This window comes from Curtobacterium pomorum (assembly GCF_044497295.1).
Lineage (GTDB): Bacteria > Actinomycetota > Actinomycetes > Actinomycetales > Microbacteriaceae > Curtobacterium.
This window is the reverse complement of the sequence record NZ_CP172409.1, coordinates 642,728-660,145: the sequence shown is the minus strand read 5'-3', so window position 1 is coordinate 660,145 and position 17,418 is coordinate 642,728. Positions and strand designations below refer to the sequence as shown.

Genomic DNA, 17,418 nt, shown 5'->3' with positions numbered 1-17,418 from the left:
CCGCAGCCCGTGCGCGCCCGCATCAGGCCGTCGGATCAGCCGCCCAGCAGCAGGTACGCCCCGAGCACGCCGACGGTGCCGACGACTCCCGTGCCCAGTCCGACCACACGGCCGACGGACGAGCGTGCGGTGCCCACCCCGACGGCCAGGAGCAGGACACCGACGACGATCTCGACCACCCAGGTGACCGGTCCGGTCGTGGCCACCACCTGCAGCAGCGCGCGGACCCCCTCGCCGATCAGGATCGCGGCGGTGACCCCGAACGCGCCGGCACGCCAGCGGGCGTCACGGGACCGGACGGACACCGCGACCGCGCCGGCGAGCAGCCCGGCGGGGATGCCGAGCAGGACCCACGGGTTCGTCAACGAGAGGGAGTCGGGGTACCCGCGCAGGTTCGTCGTGGCCCAGTACCCGACGTGCATGAGTTCGAGCAACACGACGCCGAGGGCCATCGCGAGCGGCAGGGCGAACCGGCCGGCACGGACCCCGGCGCCGATGCAGAGCGCCACGGCGACGAGGAACCAGGGGCCGGCCGAGTTCGCGACGGACGACAGTGCCGGCACGGCCTGCCCGAACGAGGTGAGGACGCCGGCGAGCAGCGCACCGCTCAGGGCCATCGTGACGCGCACCACGGCGGGTACCGCGGGGCAGGGTGCCGACGAGGACGACGTCGGAGACGCAGCAGCGGCCGGAGCACCGGCGGACAGGGTCGCGTTCATGGCATCAGCATCGCCGCAGCCGTCCCGGGCCACATCACCCCGGGGAGCGACATGGCGGGTGCATCTTCACCCCAGAGGATGACGTGCCGGCGTCAGACCACCGCGGCGAGCGAGCCCCGCACCCCGGTCGACTCCCCGCCCACCCGCGCCCACGCCCGTTCGAGCACGTCCACCAGACGCCCGCGGTCCGCCGGCGCCATCGTGAACGGCACCCGCAGGAACCGTTCGAACCCACCGTCGGGGCCGAACACCCCGCCCGAGGCCAGCACCACGCCCTCGGACCGCGCGGCGAGCACGAGCGCACTCGACACCGGCCGCCCGAGGCCCACCCACGTCGTCAACCCGCCCGCCGGCGACGGGACGTCCCACTCCGGGAGCCGTGCCCTGAGCGCGCCCACGACGTCGTCGCGACCCTGTCTGAGGGACTCGCGCCGCGCCTCCAGGACGGCCGCCGTCCGTGGGACCAGCTCCCGCGCGACCAACTGGTCGAGCACGGGCGTGCCGAGGTCGCCCGTCGGGCGGGCGGCGAGCAGCCGCTGCAGGAGCGCCGGTGCAGCGCGGATCCACCCGATCCGCAGGCCGCCCCAGAAGACCTTGTCGGCCGACCCGATCATCACTACCGACGCCCCCGACGGGTCCGCCGCTGCCAACGGCAGCGACGGCGAGCCCTCGATGCGGAGCTCGCCCATCGTCTCGTCGGCGATCACCGTCGTGCCGACCGACGCCGCGACCGACAGCAGGAGCTGGCGGGTCGACGCGGTCATGGTCGCACCGGTCGGGTTGTGCAGCTCGGGCATGACGTAGGCGACGGCCGGGGCGGTCCGGCGCAACGTCGTCTCGAGCGCGGCGGCGTCCCACCCGGTCCGCGCGTCGACCGGGACGCCGACGAGTCGTCCGCCGGCCTCGCGGAACGCCTCGTGCGCGTGCGGGTAGGTCGGCGACTCGACGAGCACGGCGTCACCGCGGCGGACGAGCACCCGGGCGAGCAGGGCGATGGCGTGCTGCGCGCCGATCGTCACGATCACCTGGGACGGGTCGGTCGGCAGCCCGCGCGCGGTGTACCGGTCGGCGATCGCGGCTCTGAGCCCAGGGTCGCCCACGGTGTCGTACCCGATGCCGGCGAGCGCCGCTGGCACGTGCCGCACCGCCCGCTCGACCGCTTCGGCAACCCCGGGAGCCGAGTGCAACGCGGCCTTGCGCAGGTCCAGCAGTTCGTCGTCGACCACGCCGCCGAGCCGTTCCGGGTCCGGGCGACCGATGAGCGACGCCGGCAGGTGGACCACGCTGCCGGAGCCGCGGACGGACACGACGAACCCGTCGGACCGCAGCCGGGCGTACGCGTTCGCCACGGTCGTGCGGGAGACGCCGAGGGCGGCGGCGAGCCCGCGCTCCGCCGGGAGCCGCACCCCCTGCGCGACCCGGCCGTCGATGACGAGCACCCGGACGGCGTCGGACAGTGCCTCGTAGGCCGGTGCATCGGTGCCGTCACGCCAGTCGGTGAGCAGCAGGGCAGCAGAACGGGCACTCAACAGCACGGGGGTCATGGGTCCACGGTAGCGCGATTGGCTCTCGACCAGCAGTCCAATCCGAGCGGATGATAAACCCATGCCCCGCAGCACCGCCCTCACGTTCCGCTTCGTCCAGCTCTTCGTCGGCCTGTTCCTCTACGGCGCCTCCACCGCGCTGCAGGTCCGAGCGGTCGTCGGCGTCTCGTCGTGGACCGTCCTGACGCAGGGCTTCGAGAACGTGGTGCCGTGGTCGTTCGGTGTCATCACCGTCGTGTCGAGCGGCGTGATCCTGCTGCTCTGGATCCCCCTGCGGCAGAAGCCGGGCATCGGCACCCTGCTGAACGCCCTGGCGATCGGACCGAGCGCCGACCTGGTGCTCTGGCTCGTGCCGGGGCCCTCCGGCCTGCTCGCCCGGATCGCCTTGTTCGCCGGGGGCCTGGTGCTGCTCGCGATCGCGACGGCGTTCTACATCGGGGCGGGGTTCGGCACCGGGGCCCGCGACGGCCTGATGGTCGGGCTGCACGAGCGCCTCGGCTGGCCGCTCTGGCTCGCGCGCACCCTGGTGGAGGTGTCGGTCGTCATCGTCGGGTGGATCCTCGGCGGGAACGTCGGGGCCGGCACCGTCATCGCTGCCTTCGCGATCGGCCCGATGGTGCAGCCGCTCATGCCGTTCTTCCGGCGGTTCCCGTGGAGCCCCGAGCGGCGGGTCGTCCGCGAACCCCTTGCGGAGTCGCGAGTCGCGATATAACGTGACTTCCACAGACGCGATACATCGCGAGTTGGAGGAAGCACCATGGCGCAGGAGAAGTGGCTCGTCGACGAGCCCAAGGTCATCGACACCGGCATCGTCCGCACGCTCCGTGTCGGACTCGTCGGTGGTCAGGTGGACGTCGTCGCACACGACGAACCCACCGCACGGGTCGAGGTCCACAGCGTGTCCGGCAAGCAGCTGAAGATCGAGGTCGACGGCGACACGCTCACCGTCGACCACCCGCAGATCCGGTGGGACGACCCCATCGGGTTCCTCAAGTCGTTCCGCGGCAAGGCACTCGCGGACGTCAGCATCCTGGTCCCCCGCGACGCCTCGGTCACCCTGGGCGTCGTCTCGGCGGGCGCCCTGCTCTCCGGCACGAACCGCGGCGCGATGCTCAACACGGTGTCCGGCGACCTCGTCGTCGACGGTGTCGCCGGCGACGTCACGGTCAACGCCGTCTCCGGCGCGACGACCATCCGCGAGCTCGACGGCGCCCTGACGGTCCACACGGTCTCGGGTGACGTCGTGGCCACGGGTGAGATCCCGCGGTTCCAGGCGGACGGTGTGTCGGCCGACGTCGTGCTCGACCTGCACGGCGTGCCGGAGTCGGCGCGCGTCAACACGGTCTCCGGCGGCGTGAGCGTCCGGCTCGAGGACGGCGTCGCCTACCAGTGCACCGTCAGCACGGCGTCGGGCAAGCTGCAGTTCGACGACTCCGAGATCCGCGGTGTGCGCGGCTCCTACGTCAAGCAGGGCGGCGAGCTGGCCGGCCAGTGGCTCGACCTGCGGGTGAACTCGGTGTCCGGCGACATCGCGGTCCTGCACGCCCCGCCGGCGGCAGCGGAACCGACCGCGGCCCCGACGACCCCGACCGCGCCGACCACCCCGGCTCCGCCGACTGCTCCGACCACCCCGGCCGCCCCGAGCAACGACGGCGAGGTGCCCGGCGGGGTTTCCGGTACTGCTCCCGCCGCCGACACCACACCGACCAACGACGGCGAGGTGCCCGCATGAGTCCCGTCTTCGCCCACGGCCACCTCCGCCTGTACCTGCTCGTGCTGCTGGCGGACCACCCGATGCACGGCTACGAGCTCATCCAGGCCCTCGGCGACCGGTTCGGCGGCACCTACGTGCCGAGCGCCGGCACCGTGTACCCGCGCCTCGCGAAGCTCGAAGAAGAGGGCCTGGTCTCGAAGACCGCCGACGGCCGCAAGACCGTCTACGCGATCACCGAGGCCGGTCGCACCGAACTCGCGGCGCGTGCCGACGAGATCACCGCGGTCGAGTCCGGCGTCGCCGACTCGGTGAAGTCCCTGGCCGACGGCGTCCGCGCCTCGGTCGGCGAGGCGATGCGTTCGCTCCGTGCCGACCTCGCCGCCTCGGCGGAGAGCCCCGGTACCGGCGCCCACGAGGACCCCGTCTCGGTCCCGTCCGAGAGCGCCCGTGCCCTGCGCGACCTCGAGATGGCGCTGTCGTCGTTCCGGCAGCAGGTCCGCGCGGACCTGCGTCGGCGCGCGACCCGCGGCACGCTCCGCGCGGACACCGTGACGCGTCTGCGGGACGGCCTGGAGGCCCTGCGCAAGTCGCTCTGACGGCCCGAGCCCGCCAGGCGGTCGCGCCCCGCGCCTCCCGGCCCCCCGTCGCACCACCCGCCCTCGGAACCAGGTTCCGGACACGGCACCACGCCGATCCGTGGTGTCGTGACCGGAACCTGGTTCCGTCACGGCACGGGGGCGAACCCGTCCAACACGTCCACCACCGCCAGACGCTCACCGTGCTCGATGCGGGCGATGGTGGTGCGGACGGCTGCCAGCTGCCGGGCGAGCCGGTCCCGCTCGCGCTCGAGGCCGACGACGTGCGCGGCGAGCGCCGACGCGTCGTCCGGCTCGGTCTCGAGCCGCCGGCCGATCTCGGACAGACCGAGGCCCGTGCCGCGCAGCAGCAGGATGCGCTGCAGCCGGACGAGTGCCCGGTCGTCGTAGCGGCGGAGTCCGCCGTCGCCGACGGCGGTGGCCGGCAGCAGTCCGATGGCGTCGTAGTGGCGGAGCGTGCGACTCGACACCCCGGCGGATCGCGCAACGTCGGCGATGCCGTGGGGCGCTTTCGCAGCTGCGGCGGCGTTGTCTGACGGATCCCTCATGCACCTCACCGTAGAGGTTGACGCGGCGTCAGCCGCAAGGGGCCGCCCGGAGTCGGAGCGGGCGACGCGCGCCCGACCGGGAATGACTGCTCAGACACCCGTGTTGACTCCCGCCCGGAACTGAGTAGGTTTGCCGCTCGTGACGAACGAGGTCCGGTCGCTGAAAGCGCGACTGATCGGGGATCCCCTCCCCTCCGAGAAGCTCGAAGGACAGCTCCTCCCGAAGCACCTGGCCCTGCCGATCTTCGCGAGTGACCCGCTGTCCTCCGTCGCGTACGCACCGCAGGAACTCCTGATGATCCTGCTGCTCGGCGGCATGTCGTTCCTGACGTTCGCACCGTGGGTGGCCGCGCTCGTCGTGCTGCTGCTCGTCGTGGTCGTCGCGTCGTACCGGCAGCTCATCAAGGCGTACCCGTCGGGTGGTGGCGACTACGAGGTGGCGCACCGGAACCTCGGCGAGAAGGCCGGCCTGGTCGTCGCGAGTGCACTGCTCGTCGACTACGTGATGACGGTCGCGGTGTCGGTGGCGTCCGGCGTGGACAACATCATCTCGGCGCTGCCGATGCTGAACGACGTCCGCGTCGAACTCGCGCTCGTGTTCGTGGTGCTCCTCGCCGCCACGAACCTGCGCGGCGTGCGGGAGTCGAGCAAGGCCTTCGCCGTCCCCACCTACCTGTTCGTGGCGTCCGTCTTCGTGATGGTCGTCACCGGCCTGGTCCGGGTCGCCACCGGGCACGCCCCCGTCGCCGAGTCCGCCGGCTACACCGTCGACAACGTGGAGCACACCACCCAGGCGGCGTTCATCCTGCTGCTCCTGCGCGCGTTCGCGTCCGGCTGCTCGGCGCTCACGGGCGTCGAGGCCATCGCGAACGGCGTGCAGGCCTTCCGGCGCCCGAAGATCAAGAACGCGCAGGCGACCCTGGTGGCGATGGGCGGCATCGCGATCGTCCTGTTCATCGGTCTCATCACCCTCGCGCTCGTGTCCCGCGTGCACTACGCCGAACGCGCCTGCGACCTGCAGGGGTTCGCCGACTGCGCCTCCACGCCGCAGCGGTCCCTCATCGCCCAGATCGCGGCGGCGACGTTCGGCGACAACTCGGTGCTGTTCTTCGTCATCCAGGCGACGACGGCCGCGGTCCTGCTCCTGGCCGCGAACACGGCCTTCAACGGCTTCCCGCTGCTCGGCTCGATCCTGGCCCGCGACTCGTACGCCCCGAAGGCCCTGTCCACCCGCGGCGACCGGCTCATCTACTCGAACGGCGTCATCGTGCTGGCGCTCGTCGCCGCAGCGCTGCTCGTGGTCTACCGGGCGAACGTCACGAGCCTCATCCAGCTGTACATCATCGGCGTCTTCGTCTCGTTCACGCTCGGTCAGACGGGCATGGTCGTGCACTGGACGCGCCTGCTGCGAGCGGACCGGACCGGCACCGGCGACCCGTCCGTCAACCGTGCACAGGTGCTGCGCTCGCGGACGATCAACGCGATCGGCGCCACCTTCACCCTGGTCGTCCTGGTCATCGTCACGATCACCAAGTTCACGCACGGTGCCTGGCTCGTCTTCCTGATCATGCCGATCCTGTACGTGCTCATGCTCGGGGTGAACCGGTACTACCGCGACGTCTCGCACGAGATCGAGGCCGACGTCGAGACCGAGTTCGGCGCGACCGGCGACCACGCGGTCGTGCTGGTGAACAAGCTGCAGAAGCCCGTGCTGAAGGCCATCGACTACGCGATCGCGGCCGAGCACGCCAGCTGCGAGGCGGTCCACGTGGCGATCGACGACGCCGACGCCCAGCACCTGCGCGACCAGTGGACCGAGTACGGCATCCGGATGCCGCTGACCATCGTGCCGAGTCCGTACCGCGACATCTCGATGCCGCTCATCAAGTACATCAAGGCGCACCGGCTCGAGCACGGCTCCGAGGTCGTGACGGTCTACACCCCGATCTTCATCGTCGGGCACTGGTGGGAGGGCCTGCTCCACAACCACCGCGGCCGTCGCATCCGCAAGAAGCTCCTGCTCGTGCACGGCGTCACTGTCGCGCTCGTGCCGTGGCTGCTCGACTCGTCGGAACTGCTCTACGGCCGTCGGTCGCGTCCGCTGCCCGGCCAGGAGCGTCGTGGCGAACCGGTGCGCCCACCGCTCCGCCGGTCCGGAGCGGGCTCGGCCGCGGCACCGGTCGACGGCTCGGCCGACGACCGCCTGGCCCGGTCGGCGCAGCGGAACAGCCTGCAGCCGCGGAACGGTCCGCAGCCGCGTCGAGCCACTCGTCCGGCGGGTCCCGCCGAGGGCGTCGACCCCGCGCTCTGCACGGGTGAGCTGCACGCGCTCGTGCCGACCTCGCCGCGCCGGGGCGACGAGTCGTAGCATCTGACGTCATGACGATCACGGACCTGCGGACGTTCGCCACGTTCGACGGCCACGGCGGCAAGGTGTCGAAGCGCGTCGAGGTGCTGGACCACGAGCCCGCCGCGGGCAGCCCCCACGAAGGACTCGTCGCGGTGCGCGGCGAACACCCCCTGGGTGCGCTCGACGAGCGCGCTGCCGACGAGTCGGCAGCGCTGGCGCGCGGCGTCCCCAGCGTCGGCTGGGTGGACCCGTCGACGCTGCGCGACTGGTACCGCCCGGACCGCGTGGTCATCACGCGCCTCGAGGCGCGGCAGTCCGGCATCGAGCCCGGCCTGTACGCCGATTCGCGCGGTCGCGGACGGGTCCGGATCGACGGCCTGGAGGCACGGCTCGCCCCCGACGGTCGGCCCGCCTTCCGCGCACTGGCCGGTTCCGACGCGCCCTGGGTCGTCGACGTCCCGCTGCCGACGGACCAGGCGGTGCGGCTCGTGGCGGTCTCCGAGGTCGACGAGGGCTTCGAGGTCGTGACCGCTCCGGTGTCCCCGTTCCTGCAGCCCGGCGAGTACGCGGCGTACGACGACGACGTCCCCGGGCTGCCCCCGCGGCCGTCCAGCGGCCGGGTCGTGGTGTCCGCGACGGTGCTGCTCGACGGTTCGCTGCACGAGGTCGAGCGGATCGACGAGCAGGCCGCGACGATCTGGGTCCGGCGCGACGGGCGCGCGGTGCCGATCGCCACGAGTGCGGTCGGCCCGGACCTGGTGCGCTACACGGCCACCCCGGCCTGACGGGGGACAGGCGGCTGCGCGGTACGTCGGGGGTGCGGCGTAGCGTCCCCGGCATGAGTGATGCAGAAGAGACCCTCGGCGGCGCCCGACCGGACCCGTCGACCGACGCGAGCAAGGACCCCGAGCAGTGGGTCACCGGTGACGAGCCGATGACCGGACCGCAGCGCAGCTACCTCGACACCCTGGCCCGCGAAGCCGGCGAGGAGCTCTCCGCCGACCTCACGAAGGCCGAGGCCTCGGAGCACATCGACCGCCTGCAGCAGCAGACCGGACGCGGCACGGACTCGTCGGGTTCCTGAGTGGGGGTCCGCCCTTCGGCGGACCTCAGCCTGGGCATGTTCTGGTCATATCCGGGCAGACCCCCGGACGAGGGGCTTCGATGACGTGTCACCGGATACCTTCGTGGCCATGCGAACGACATCGACCTCCATCGGCCTGACCGCGCTCCGCATCGTCCTCGGGGTGGTGTTCATCGCCCACGGCGCGCAGAAGTTCGCCCAGGGCATCCCGAACGTCGCCCAGGGCTTCTCCGGCATGGGCGTCCCGCTCGCCGACGTCGCCGCGCCCCTGGTGGCCGGTCTCGAACTCGTCGGCGGCGTGCTGCTCGTGCTCGGCGTCGCGACCCGCGTCGTGGGTGTCCTGCTCGCCGTCGACATGGTCGTCGCGGGGTTGCTCGCGCACGCGTCATCCGGCTTCTACTCGCAGGACGGCGGCTTCGAGTACGTGCTCGTCCTGGCGGTCGGGTCGCTCGTCGTGGCACTGACCGGACCCGGGCGGTTCTCGCTCGACGCCGTGTTCCTGCTCGCGTCCCGCCGGCGTCGTGGCGTGCAGGAGCCCCTCCCCGCCTGACCGGTGCCGCGGCGGTGCTGCCTGCGGCCGCCCCGTCGCGCTGCGCACGGTGCCCGCTTCGTGGGCCCGTGCGAGGTTGACCGCTCGGTGCGCCGACGGAGCCTCGCACCGAGCTGGCAACCCCGCACCGCCCGACGAACCTCGCACCGTGCGCGGTCCGCCGACCCCGCACCGCCCGACGAACCTCGCACCGTGCGCGGTCCGCCGACCCCGCACCGCCCGACGCACCTCGCACCGTGCGAGGGCGTCAGGCTCATGTGCTGGCGAGCACGTCCATCACCTGGCGTGCGATGAGCCGTCCGGCCCGGTTCGCACCGATCGTCGACGCCTGCGGCCCGTAGCCCGCCAGGAACAGCCGCGGCTCGTCGACCGAGCGCCCGTCCGCCACGACGACCCCGCCGGCCGCGGTCCGCAGGTGCAACGGCGCGAGGTGCCGCAGGTCGGCTCGGAACCCGGTCGCCCAGAGCACCGCGTCGGCGTGCACGTGCGTGCCGTCGGCCGTGACCACGCCGGTCTCGTCCATCCGGGTGAACATCGGCTGGTCGCGCAGGACCCCGCGGTCGATGCCCGCCCGGATCCGCCGCGAGACCGGGACGCCGGTGCCGCTGACGATGCTCGGCAGCACCTCGCCGGCACGGGCGGCCCGGTCCTGCTCGTCGACGGCCGCGACCGCGGACTCGAGGTCGAGCGACGCGGTGTCCGCCCACACCATCGGCCGCCGCGTGAACCAGTGGGTGGACCGGGCGACACCGTCGAGCTCGAGCAGGAAGCCGATCGCACTCGTCCCGCCGCCGACCACGACGACGTCCTGCCGCGCGAACTCCGCGGCGCTCCGGTAGTCGGTGGTGTCGAGTTGTCGTCCGCGGAACACGCCGCGGCCCGGGTACCACGGCACGAACGGCGTGCCCCAGGTCCCCGACGCGTTCACCACGACGTCGGCGCGGATCCGGGTCTCCGTGCCGTCGGCGGACCGCGTCGTGACGCAGAGCGCGCCAGCTGCCGTGTCGCCGTCCAGGCGGGAGACCGACGAGACCGAGACCGGACGTCGGACCCGCAGGTCGTAGTGCTGCTCGAACCGCCGGTAGTACTCCCCCACGACGTCCCGGGCGGGTCGTGACCGATCGGCGTCGTCGAACTGCAGACCCATGGCCCGCATCCCGGGCAGGTCGTGCACGCGGTGCGCCGCGCCGAGCCGCAGGGCCTCCCACCGGAACTGCCAGGCACCACCCGTGCTCGGTGCGCGGTCGAGCAGCACCAGGTCGGTGCCCGGCACGAGCCCCAGGCGGCGCAGGTGGTATCCCACGGACAGTCCGGCCTGCCCCGCACCGATCACGACCACACGGGCGTGCTGGTCGACTGCGTTCTCGAGGGGTTCGGTCATCACTTCGATTCTCCTGTGCGCGGAGCCGTCGCGGCGACGTCCAGATCGAGGTACATGGTAGAGTGATCGGCAGATTTCAAACCACGAACCGTCTGGTTCCCCGAGTGATCTTCCGTCATTCGCCAGGACCGGACCAGAGCCGAACGAGGGGGTCACGCATGGGGCGCGGCCGTCAAAAGGCGAAGCACACCAAGGTTGCCCGCGAGCTGAAGTACTTCAGCCCGCAGACGAACTACGGTGCACTCGAGCAGGAGCTCTCCGCCGGACAACACTCCGATGACGATCTCGTCGACCGCTGGGCGGACCAGTACGGTCCCGAGGCGGCAGACGACGCGGACGAGTTCGAGACCGAAGCGGACCAGAACAAGTCCGCCTGACCTGCATCGCCGTCACGCCGCGCGCCCTCGGGCAGCGCGGCGTTTCTGCGTGCCCGGACAGCCGGGAGCCGAGGTCGCCAGCCGGACCTCGCGGGCGCACGGACTGCTGCCCGGACCACGTCCGAGCGGCGGTCCGTGCGACCGCGACCAGCCCGGGTCAGGCGGCGTAGCTCCCGACGAGCCGCACCGCGCCACCGTCGACACCCTTGGCGCCCTGCTCGAAGCCGGACAGGTCGCGGGCCGACGTGGCGATCGTGCCGACGGGCCAGGCGGGCATCCCTGCCACGCCGAGCGACTCGATGACGTCCACCGCGGCGCTGGCGGACACCACGGCGAACATGCCGATGCCCAGGTTCCAGGTGCCCTCGGTGTCCTCGATCGGCGTCCCTGCCATGTCGGCGAGCACCCGGAAGACGGGGAGCGGTTGCCAGGTCGAGCGGTCGACCTCGATCCAGGAGCCGACGGGCAGGACGCGCGCCAGGTTCGCGGCGATGCCACCACCGGTCACGTGCGACAGGGAGTGCACGGCGCCCGGGTGCTGCTCGAGCAGCTCCAGCAGCGGCGTCGTGTACAGGCGGGTGGGCTCGAGCAGGGCTTCGCCGACGGACACGCCGCCGAACTCGGGCAGCTGGTCCGTGTACCCGACCCCGCGCGACGCGAGGATGTGCCGGACGAGCGAGTACCCGTTCGAGTGCAGCCCGGACGACTCGATCGCGAGGACGACGTCGCCGTCCTGCACCAGGTGGGCGCCGAGCTGCGAACCGGCCTCGACGACACCCGTCGCGGCACCGGCCACGTCGTAGTCGTCCGGACCGAGCAGCCCCGGGTGCTCGGCGGTCTCGCCACCGACCAGTGCGGTGCCCGTCGCCGAGCAGCCGCGGGCGATGCCGGCGACGATGTCCGCGATGCGGTTCGGGACGACACGCCCGCAGGCGATGTAGTCGGTCATGAACAGCGGCTTCGCGCCGACCACGACGATGTCGTCGACGACCATGCCGACCAGGTCCTGCCCGATGGTGTCGTGCTTGTCGATCGCCTGCGCGATGGCGACCTTGGTGCCGACGCCGTCGGTCGAGGTCGCGAGCAACGGGTGTGCGAAGTCCTTCAGGAAGGACACGTCGTAGAGTCCGGCGAAGCCGCCGACGCCGCCCAGCACGTGACTGTTGTGGGTCGCCGCGACGGCGGACTTCATGAGTTCGACGGCGAGGTCACCGGCGGCGGTGTCCACTCCGGCTTCGGCGTACGGGTTGGGCATGCGGAGTCCTTCGCGGTGACATGGCAGACTTGTTCGGTACCCCCCGATTCTACGGTCTGGAGCACACCCGCGAATGTGCGGCATCGTCGGCCTCGTTGCACAGGGCCCCGCCAACCAATCCATCTACGACGCACTGCTCCTCCTGCAGCACCGCGGGCAGGACTCGACGGGCATCGCCACGGTCGAGGGTCACGTGCACCACATGCACAAGACCCGCGGTCACGTGCGGGAAGCGTTCCGCACCCGTGACATGCGCGCGCTCCTCGGCACCATGGGCCTCGGCCACGTGCGCTACGCCACCAAGGGCGCGGCGAGCAACGAGGAAGAAGCGCAGCCGTTCTACGTGAACGCGCCGTACGGCATCGTCCTCGTGCACAACGGCAACCTCACCAACACGCGAGAACTCACGCGTGAGCTGTTCGACATCGACCGTCGGCACCTGAACACGACGAGCGACACCGAGCTCCTGGTGAACGTGCTGGCGCACGAGCTGCAGGGGCAGGTCCGCGGCACGGACCTCGACGCCGGGCAGGTCTTCGACGCCGTCGAGCGCGTGCACGAGCGCGTCGAGGGCTCGTACGCCACGATCGCGACGATCGCCGGCCACGGGCTCCTGGCCTTCCGCGACCCGTTCGGCATCCGGCCGCTCATCCTCGGGCACAAGTTCGACGAGGCCGGCCAGCCCGAGTGGGTCGTCGCGAGCGAGTCGCTGGTGCTCGAGTCCGGCGGCTACGAGATCGTCCGCGACGTCGCCCCGGGTGAGGCGATCTTCATCGAGATGAACGGGCAGATGCACGCCCGGCAGTGCGCGAAGAACCCGCGGCTCGTGCCGTGCTCGTTCGAGTACGTGTACCTGGCGCGTCCCGACTCCGTCATGAACGGCATCTCGGTGTACGACGCCCGCCTGCGCCTCGGCAACCGGCTGGCGGACACCATCGAGCAGTACGCACCGACCGGTGACATCGACGTCGTGATGCCGATCCCGGACTCGTCGCGGCCCGCGGCCATGCAGGTCGCGCGGAAGCTCGGCATCGAGTACCGCGAGGGGTTCTACAAGAACCGCTACGTCGGCCGGACGTTCATCATGCCGGGCCAGGCGGAACGCAAGCGGTCCGTCCGGCAGAAGCTCAACGCGATGTCGTCGGAGTTCAAGGGCAAGAACATCCTGATCGTCGATGACTCGATCGTGCGCGGCACGACGAGCAAGGAGATCGTGGAGATGGCCCGCGCCGCGGGTGCGAACGAGGTCACCTTCACGAGCGCCGCTCCCCCGGTCCGGTTCCCGCACGTCTACGGCATCAACATGCCGACGCGCGACGAGCTCATCGCGCACGACCGGAAGATCCCGGAGATCAACAAGGTGCTCGGCAGCGACCACCTGATCTACCAGGAGATCGGCGACATGCGGGACGCCATCATCGAGGGCTCGGACGTGACCGACCTCGAGATGAGCTGCTTCACGGGCGAGTACGTCACGGGCACCGTGAGCCCGGAGTACCTGTCCTGGGTCGAGGCGAACCAGCTCAGCTAGGTCGCGTCCGAGACGCACCCACCTGACGGACGGGAGGCCCGGTGCCAGCTGGCACCGGGCCTCCCGTCCGGAGACGGTGGCGGCTACGGCCGCTGGTCGCCGTGCTCGTCGATCTCGCCCTCGACCGTCTCGGGCGGCAGCTCGACCTCGACGCGCTCCGCCGTCAGGCGGGCCGCGCGCCGGGCGAAGACCCGGTCGAACACGACGGCGACGACCGCGCCGACGAAGGCGCCGATCGTGACGCCCCACAGGCTGAAGTAGCCCACCAGGCTGCCGAAGCTCGACTCTTCCTGCTGGCCACCGAGGTTCATGGTGAGCGAGACGACGATCAGGGTCGCGATGAACCCGAGCACCGCGCCGCCGACGATGAACACCCCGAACTTCGGCGCACGACGGATCGTGACCTCGTCGGAGGTGGAGACGGCGTTCGGCGCGGGGGCCGGGACCGGCTGGTCGTCGGGTCGATCGGTGTTGCTCACCCACCCATTGTCCCCCACTGTGGGACGTCCCCCGGCCTGTGCGCGCACTCCGATCCGGGAGAGGATGATCCGTACCGCTTGGTATCCCATGGGCAGGAGGTGACACGGATGCGAGAACGGACCGTACGGGGGCGAGGCCGCACCCCCGGCATCCCGGCGCGCGTGACCTGGCCCGTGATGCAGCGTCGCGAGGAGGACCGTGCCGTGTCCGTCGTCGCGGAGCACCGGTGGAGCGTCGCGCTCGTCGGCGCTCCCGGTCTCGGCAAGAGCACCGTCGCGGCCCGCGTCACCGACCGCGTCGCCGGACGGGACGGCTCCGGCCGCACGGTCGTGGTGCCCATCACCGCCGTCGCCACCGGGCGGTCGATGCCCTTCGGGGCGATCTCGGACCGTTTCGGCGAGCTGCCGGCGACCCTGTCCGAGCTGTCCGACGACTCCGGGGCCGAGCAGCGTCTCCGGGCGATCGCCGACCTCGCGGACCGTGACGTCCTGCTGCGCGTCGACGACGCCGACCACCTCGACGCGATCTCCGCCCGGTACGTGGCGTGGCTCGTCCGACACCAGGGCGTTCGGCTCGTCCTGACCTGCCGCGACTTCACCGCGCTGTCGGAACCGCTCCGCGCCCTGTGGCAGGACGACCTGCTCGAGCGCATCGACCTCGAACCGCTCAGCCTGCGCGAGACGTCGGCCCTGGTGGCCGAGGCGCTCGGCTCGCAGCTCGAGAACGCGTCGGCCGAGCGGGTGCACCGCGCGACCGCTGGCAACCCGCTCTACCTGCGCGAGGTGGTCCGGGCCGCCCGGACCTCCGGCGCCCTCGAGCACACGGCGTCCGGGTGGTACTGGCGGGGGCGGGTGACCGCGTCGAACAGCCTCGCCGACATGTACCGGACCGAGCTCGGCGCACTGCCGGAGGACCTGCGCGACGTCGTCGACATCGTGGCACTCGCCGACCCGATCCCGCTCGCGCGGCTGCTCGGTCTCGTCAGCGGCGGCGATGTCGACCGCGTGGTCGCACTCGGTCTGGTCCGGATCGACTCGCTCGACGACGGCGCCGCGGTGGCCCGTCCGCAGCACCCGCTCGTCGGCGAGGTCATCCGCGCCCTGGTCCCGGTGGCACGGCGCACGGCGCTGTTCGCCCGCGCGAACGCCTTCCGCGCCGACAGTCCCGAGGGCGCTCCGCCCGCCGCACGGTTGCGGTCGGCGCTCTGGGCCCTCGACTGCGGTGTCGTGCCCCCGGTCGAGCAGCTGCTCGACGCGGCGCAGGTCGCGGTGCGGCTGCAGGAGCACGAGAGCGCGATCGCCCTGACCTCCGCCGCACTCCGGCGGACCCTGCACCCGAACGAGCAGGTCGCCGCGCGCTGCCTGCGGTCACTGGCGTACTCGTACAGCACCGGGCGCGAGGCCGGTCGTGCCGACGCCGAGGCGGCCTGGGCGGTCGTCCGTGCGGACCACGCCTCGGTGGACGACGCGTTCGTGGTCGAGGCCTGCGAGATCCTCGCCAACATCCGGCAGTTCCACGACGACGACGTACTGGCCGCGGTGGCGCTCACCGACGTCGCCAGCCGCCTGGTGTCCGGCGAAGCGGTCGAACGGCTCCGGCTGCTGCGGCTCGCGCACCTCGGCTGGGGCGGGCGCTTCGACGAGGTCCGGGTCGAGCTCGAGCGCAGCGGCATCGTGCACGCCCCGACCATCCCGTTCGCCTTCCTCAGCGTCGCCCCCTGCGCGATCATGGCCCTCGCCACGGCCGGCCGGCTCGACGACGCCTCGGCCCTCGGCCGCCGCGCCCTGGCCACCGCGGTCGAACACCTCGAGGACGCCCCCTGGAGCGTCGGCGAGATCGTGTCGGTGCTGCACCAGGTGCAGGTCTGGCGGGGCGACCTCGCCGACCTGCTCACCGAGGTGCCGGTCCGACGCTCCAACCCGTACCTGAAGTACGACTTCACCCTCGAGCTCATCGGCGACGGCAACCTCGCCATCGGGCAACGGCGCTGGGACGACGCGATCGCGGCGTTCTCGGCGGCCTGCGAGCGCTACGACGTCGCGGACCACGGCGGCTTCGCGGCCTACCCGTGGGCACGGCTCGCGATGGCGTACGCCTACGCCAGCCGGACCGAGGACGCGACGCGTGCCCTCGACCGTGCGCGGGCCACCCCGCAGCGGGCGATGCGGATCACCGGGGAGCAGGTCGCGGTGACGATCGCCTGGACCGAGGCGGTGCTCGGCAACCCCGCGGGACTCCGCCATGCCGACGACATCATCGACCGCGCCACCGCGAGCGGCGCGTGGACGCACGTCATGTACGCGCAGACGCTGCACTACGCGATGGACATGCTGCACGGACGCGAGACCGGCGCCTCGCTCGGTCGGATGCGCGAGGCGGCAGCCCGGGTCGACGGACCGCTCGCCGCGGCGATCGTCGAGTACGCCGACGCCCTGACCGCCCACGACCGCACGCGGGTGATCGCGGCGCAGGGGGTGCTCGCGTCGCACGGCATGGCGGTCACGGCCGGTCGGCCGAAGCCACCGCTCACGAACCGCGAGTACCAGGTCGCCGAGCTCGCGGCGCAGGGGATGAGCAACCGCCTCATCGGCGAGGCGCTCGGACTCTCCACCAGGACGATCGACGCACACCTGTCACGGGTGTTCGCCAAGTGGGACCTGCACGCGCGGTCGGAGCTCGCCGGCCTCTTCTGAGCCACCCTGTCACGCAAGAACGTTGCGCATTGCAGCACGACGCGCCGCTCCGGTTGACACGTTGTGTGGAACTTCGCGTACCTTGGTCCCTGTCGCCGGGTTCGGACCCGTTCGGGTCGGGTCCGAATCCCGGCGACTTCAAGCGTAGGTTCGCAGTGCATGCGCCCGCATCGGTAGGGACTACCTAATTCGGTTCGTCCGCCTAGGGAGTGCTCGACGCGACTAGAGCGCGACCCGCACCGGCAGGAACGCCGTCAGGTCCGCACGCGATCCGGACGCGCTGACGCGCGACTGCGCGACCGCCTCGTCCCAGGTCAGCTCCGCGGTGGCGAGCGCGAGCCACGTCGTGGCGTCCGTCTCCACCACGTTCGGCGGCGTGCCACGGGTGTGTCGGGGGCCGGGGACGGCCTGGACCGCGGCGAACGGCGGCACCCGGACCTCGACGCTGTTGCCGGGCACGTCGTCGGCGAGACGCTGCAGGGTCCACCGGACGGCCGTCGCGACGGTCGCCCTCGCCGTGTCGCCCTGCTGCACCGCGGTCAGTGCGGCGCGGCCGACGGCGTCCTCGATCCTCCTGGGTGGCATCTCCACAGGCT

General features: G+C 72.0%; 17 protein-coding genes. 10 read left to right on the top strand and 7 right to left on the bottom strand.

All coding sequences use genetic code 11. The features are described from left to right. Positions 1 to 35: 35 nt before the first annotated feature. Both ACGH48_RS03200 and ACGH48_RS03195 read right to left on the bottom strand, forming a co-directional pair. Positions 36 to 719, bottom strand: coding sequence for a DUF6518 family protein (locus ACGH48_RS03200; RefSeq protein ID WP_340197906.1), 684 nt, complete (start codon positions 717 to 719; stop codon positions 36 to 38). 92 nt (positions 720 to 811) lie between these two features. Continuing rightward, positions 812 to 2,263 (bottom strand): PLP-dependent aminotransferase family protein, encoded by a 1,452-nt coding sequence (locus ACGH48_RS03195; RefSeq protein WP_396290165.1) that lies wholly within the window; start codon positions 2,261 to 2,263, stop codon positions 812 to 814. 61 nt (positions 2,264 to 2,324) lie between these two features. On the opposite strand from ACGH48_RS03195, the gene ACGH48_RS03190 reads away from it, so the two are divergent. From ACGH48_RS03190 to ACGH48_RS03180, 3 genes are read left to right on the top strand one after another with little or no spacing between them, the layout of a single operon-like run. Then, the gene (locus ACGH48_RS03190; RefSeq protein ID WP_396290164.1) at positions 2,325 to 2,975 is read left to right on the top strand and encodes a YitT family protein; all 651 of its coding nucleotides are present in this window, start codon (positions 2,325 to 2,327) and stop codon (positions 2,973 to 2,975) included. Between the two features lie 45 nt (positions 2,976 to 3,020). Beyond that, positions 3,021 to 3,995 carry a DUF4097 family beta strand repeat-containing protein gene (locus ACGH48_RS03185; protein ID WP_396290163.1) on the top strand — a complete coding sequence of 325 codons (975 nt, stop codon included), beginning with the start codon at positions 3,021 to 3,023 and terminating at the stop codon, positions 3,993 to 3,995. Continuing rightward, positions 3,992 to 4,573, top strand: a complete 582-nt coding sequence (locus tag ACGH48_RS03180; protein WP_396290162.1) for a PadR family transcriptional regulator — start codon at positions 3,992 to 3,994, stop codon at positions 4,571 to 4,573. Before ACGH48_RS03185 ends, ACGH48_RS03180 begins: the two co-directional genes overlap by 4 nt. 128 nt (positions 4,574 to 4,701) lie before the next feature. On the opposite strand, the gene ACGH48_RS03175 is transcribed toward ACGH48_RS03180, so the two are convergent. After that, positions 4,702 to 5,121 carry a MerR family transcriptional regulator gene (locus tag ACGH48_RS03175; RefSeq protein WP_396290161.1) on the bottom strand — a complete coding sequence of 140 codons (420 nt, stop codon included), beginning with the start codon at positions 5,119 to 5,121 and terminating at the stop codon, positions 4,702 to 4,704. Between the two features lie 130 nt (positions 5,122 to 5,251). On the opposite strand from ACGH48_RS03175, the gene ACGH48_RS03170 reads away from it, so the two are divergent. From ACGH48_RS03170 to ACGH48_RS03155, 4 genes are all read left to right on the top strand, one after another. Continuing rightward, positions 5,252 to 7,489: an APC family permease gene (locus ACGH48_RS03170; protein ID WP_396290160.1), complete on the top strand. Its 2,238-nt coding sequence runs from the start codon at positions 5,252 to 5,254 to the stop codon at positions 7,487 to 7,489. 11 nt (positions 7,490 to 7,500) lie between these two features. Further along, complete coding sequence (locus tag ACGH48_RS03165; protein ID WP_396290159.1) at positions 7,501 to 8,256, top strand: hypothetical protein; 756 nt, start codon at positions 7,501 to 7,503, stop codon at positions 8,254 to 8,256. 53 nt (positions 8,257 to 8,309) lie between these two features. Beyond that, a complete protein-coding gene (locus ACGH48_RS03160) occupies positions 8,310 to 8,555 on the top strand; it encodes a DUF3072 domain-containing protein (protein WP_123310260.1) in 246 nt (81 codons plus the stop codon). 109 nt (positions 8,556 to 8,664) lie between these two features. Next, positions 8,665 to 9,105: a DoxX family protein gene (locus ACGH48_RS03155; RefSeq protein ID WP_123310262.1), complete on the top strand. Its 441-nt coding sequence runs from the start codon at positions 8,665 to 8,667 to the stop codon at positions 9,103 to 9,105. A 253-nt stretch (positions 9,106 to 9,358) separates the two neighbouring features. Here the strand turns inward: ACGH48_RS03155 and ACGH48_RS03150 are convergent, their stop codons facing one another. Further along, entirely contained in the window at positions 9,359 to 10,486 is a 1,128-nt protein-coding gene (locus ACGH48_RS03150) for an NAD(P)-binding domain-containing protein (protein ID WP_396290158.1), read from the bottom strand. A gap of 158 nt (positions 10,487 to 10,644) precedes the next feature. Here ACGH48_RS03150 and ACGH48_RS03145 point away from each other — a divergent pair, with 158 nt between their 5' ends. Then, positions 10,645 to 10,863, top strand: a complete 219-nt coding sequence (locus ACGH48_RS03145; protein WP_123310266.1) for a DUF3073 domain-containing protein — start codon at positions 10,645 to 10,647, stop codon at positions 10,861 to 10,863. Between the two features lie 157 nt (positions 10,864 to 11,020). On the opposite strand, the gene purM is transcribed toward ACGH48_RS03145, so the two are convergent. After that, positions 11,021 to 12,118 (bottom strand): phosphoribosylformylglycinamidine cyclo-ligase, encoded by a 1,098-nt coding sequence (gene purM / locus ACGH48_RS03140; RefSeq protein WP_340197913.1) that lies wholly within the window; start codon positions 12,116 to 12,118, stop codon positions 11,021 to 11,023. A 73-nt stretch (positions 12,119 to 12,191) separates the two neighbouring features. On the opposite strand from purM, the gene purF reads away from it, so the two are divergent. Continuing rightward, on the top strand, positions 12,192 to 13,649 hold the full coding sequence (purF, locus tag ACGH48_RS03135; RefSeq protein WP_123310271.1) for an amidophosphoribosyltransferase: 1,458 nt from the start codon (positions 12,192 to 12,194) through the stop codon (positions 13,647 to 13,649). Positions 13,650 to 13,732: 83 nt separating this feature from the next. Here the strand turns inward: purF and ACGH48_RS03130 are convergent, their stop codons facing one another. Next, positions 13,733 to 14,128: a hypothetical protein gene (locus ACGH48_RS03130; protein WP_131846932.1), complete on the bottom strand. Its 396-nt coding sequence runs from the start codon at positions 14,126 to 14,128 to the stop codon at positions 13,733 to 13,735. 162 nt (positions 14,129 to 14,290) lie between these two features. Between ACGH48_RS03130 and ACGH48_RS03125 the strand changes: the two genes are divergently transcribed. Continuing rightward, positions 14,291 to 16,822, top strand: a complete 2,532-nt coding sequence (locus tag ACGH48_RS03125; RefSeq protein WP_396290156.1) for a LuxR C-terminal-related transcriptional regulator — start codon at positions 14,291 to 14,293, stop codon at positions 16,820 to 16,822. A gap of 222 nt (positions 16,823 to 17,044) precedes the next feature. Here ACGH48_RS03125 and ACGH48_RS03120 read toward each other — a convergent pair whose 3' ends face one another. Then, the gene (locus ACGH48_RS03120) at positions 17,045 to 17,407 is read right to left on the bottom strand and encodes a sterol carrier family protein (RefSeq protein WP_123312142.1); all 363 of its coding nucleotides are present in this window, start codon (positions 17,405 to 17,407) and stop codon (positions 17,045 to 17,047) included. Positions 17,408 to 17,418: the final 11 nt, after the last annotated feature.

Bases quoted from the DNA above. Each gene is read 5' to 3' on its own strand.
- ACGH48_RS03200 (WP_340197906.1), bottom strand. From the start codon at position 719: ATGAACGCGACCCTGTCCGCCGGTGCTCCGGCCGCTGCTGCGTCTCCG.
- ACGH48_RS03195 (WP_396290165.1), bottom strand. From the start codon at position 2,263: ATGACCCCCGTGCTGTTGAGTGCCCGTTCTGCTGCCCTGCTGCTCACC.
- ACGH48_RS03190 (WP_396290164.1), top strand. From the start codon at position 2,325: ATGCCCCGCAGCACCGCCCTCACGTTCCGCTTCGTCCAGCTCTTCGTC.
- ACGH48_RS03185 (WP_396290163.1), top strand. From the start codon at position 3,021: ATGGCGCAGGAGAAGTGGCTCGTCGACGAGCCCAAGGTCATCGACACC.
- ACGH48_RS03180 (WP_396290162.1), top strand. From the start codon at position 3,992: ATGAGTCCCGTCTTCGCCCACGGCCACCTCCGCCTGTACCTGCTCGTG.
- ACGH48_RS03175 (WP_396290161.1), bottom strand. From the start codon at position 5,121: ATGAGGGATCCGTCAGACAACGCCGCCGCAGCTGCGAAAGCGCCCCAC.
- ACGH48_RS03165 (WP_396290159.1), top strand. From the start codon at position 7,501: ATGACGATCACGGACCTGCGGACGTTCGCCACGTTCGACGGCCACGGC.
- ACGH48_RS03160 (WP_123310260.1), top strand. From the start codon at position 8,310: ATGAGTGATGCAGAAGAGACCCTCGGCGGCGCCCGACCGGACCCGTCG.
- ACGH48_RS03155 (WP_123310262.1), top strand. From the start codon at position 8,665: ATGCGAACGACATCGACCTCCATCGGCCTGACCGCGCTCCGCATCGTC.
- ACGH48_RS03150 (WP_396290158.1), bottom strand. From the start codon at position 10,486: ATGACCGAACCCCTCGAGAACGCAGTCGACCAGCACGCCCGTGTGGTC.
- ACGH48_RS03145 (WP_123310266.1), top strand. From the start codon at position 10,645: ATGGGGCGCGGCCGTCAAAAGGCGAAGCACACCAAGGTTGCCCGCGAG.
- purM (WP_340197913.1), bottom strand. From the start codon at position 12,118: ATGCCCAACCCGTACGCCGAAGCCGGAGTGGACACCGCCGCCGGTGAC.
- purF (WP_123310271.1), top strand. From the start codon at position 12,192: ATGTGCGGCATCGTCGGCCTCGTTGCACAGGGCCCCGCCAACCAATCC.
- ACGH48_RS03120 (WP_123312142.1), bottom strand. From the start codon at position 17,407: ATGCCACCCAGGAGGATCGAGGACGCCGTCGGCCGCGCCGCACTGACC.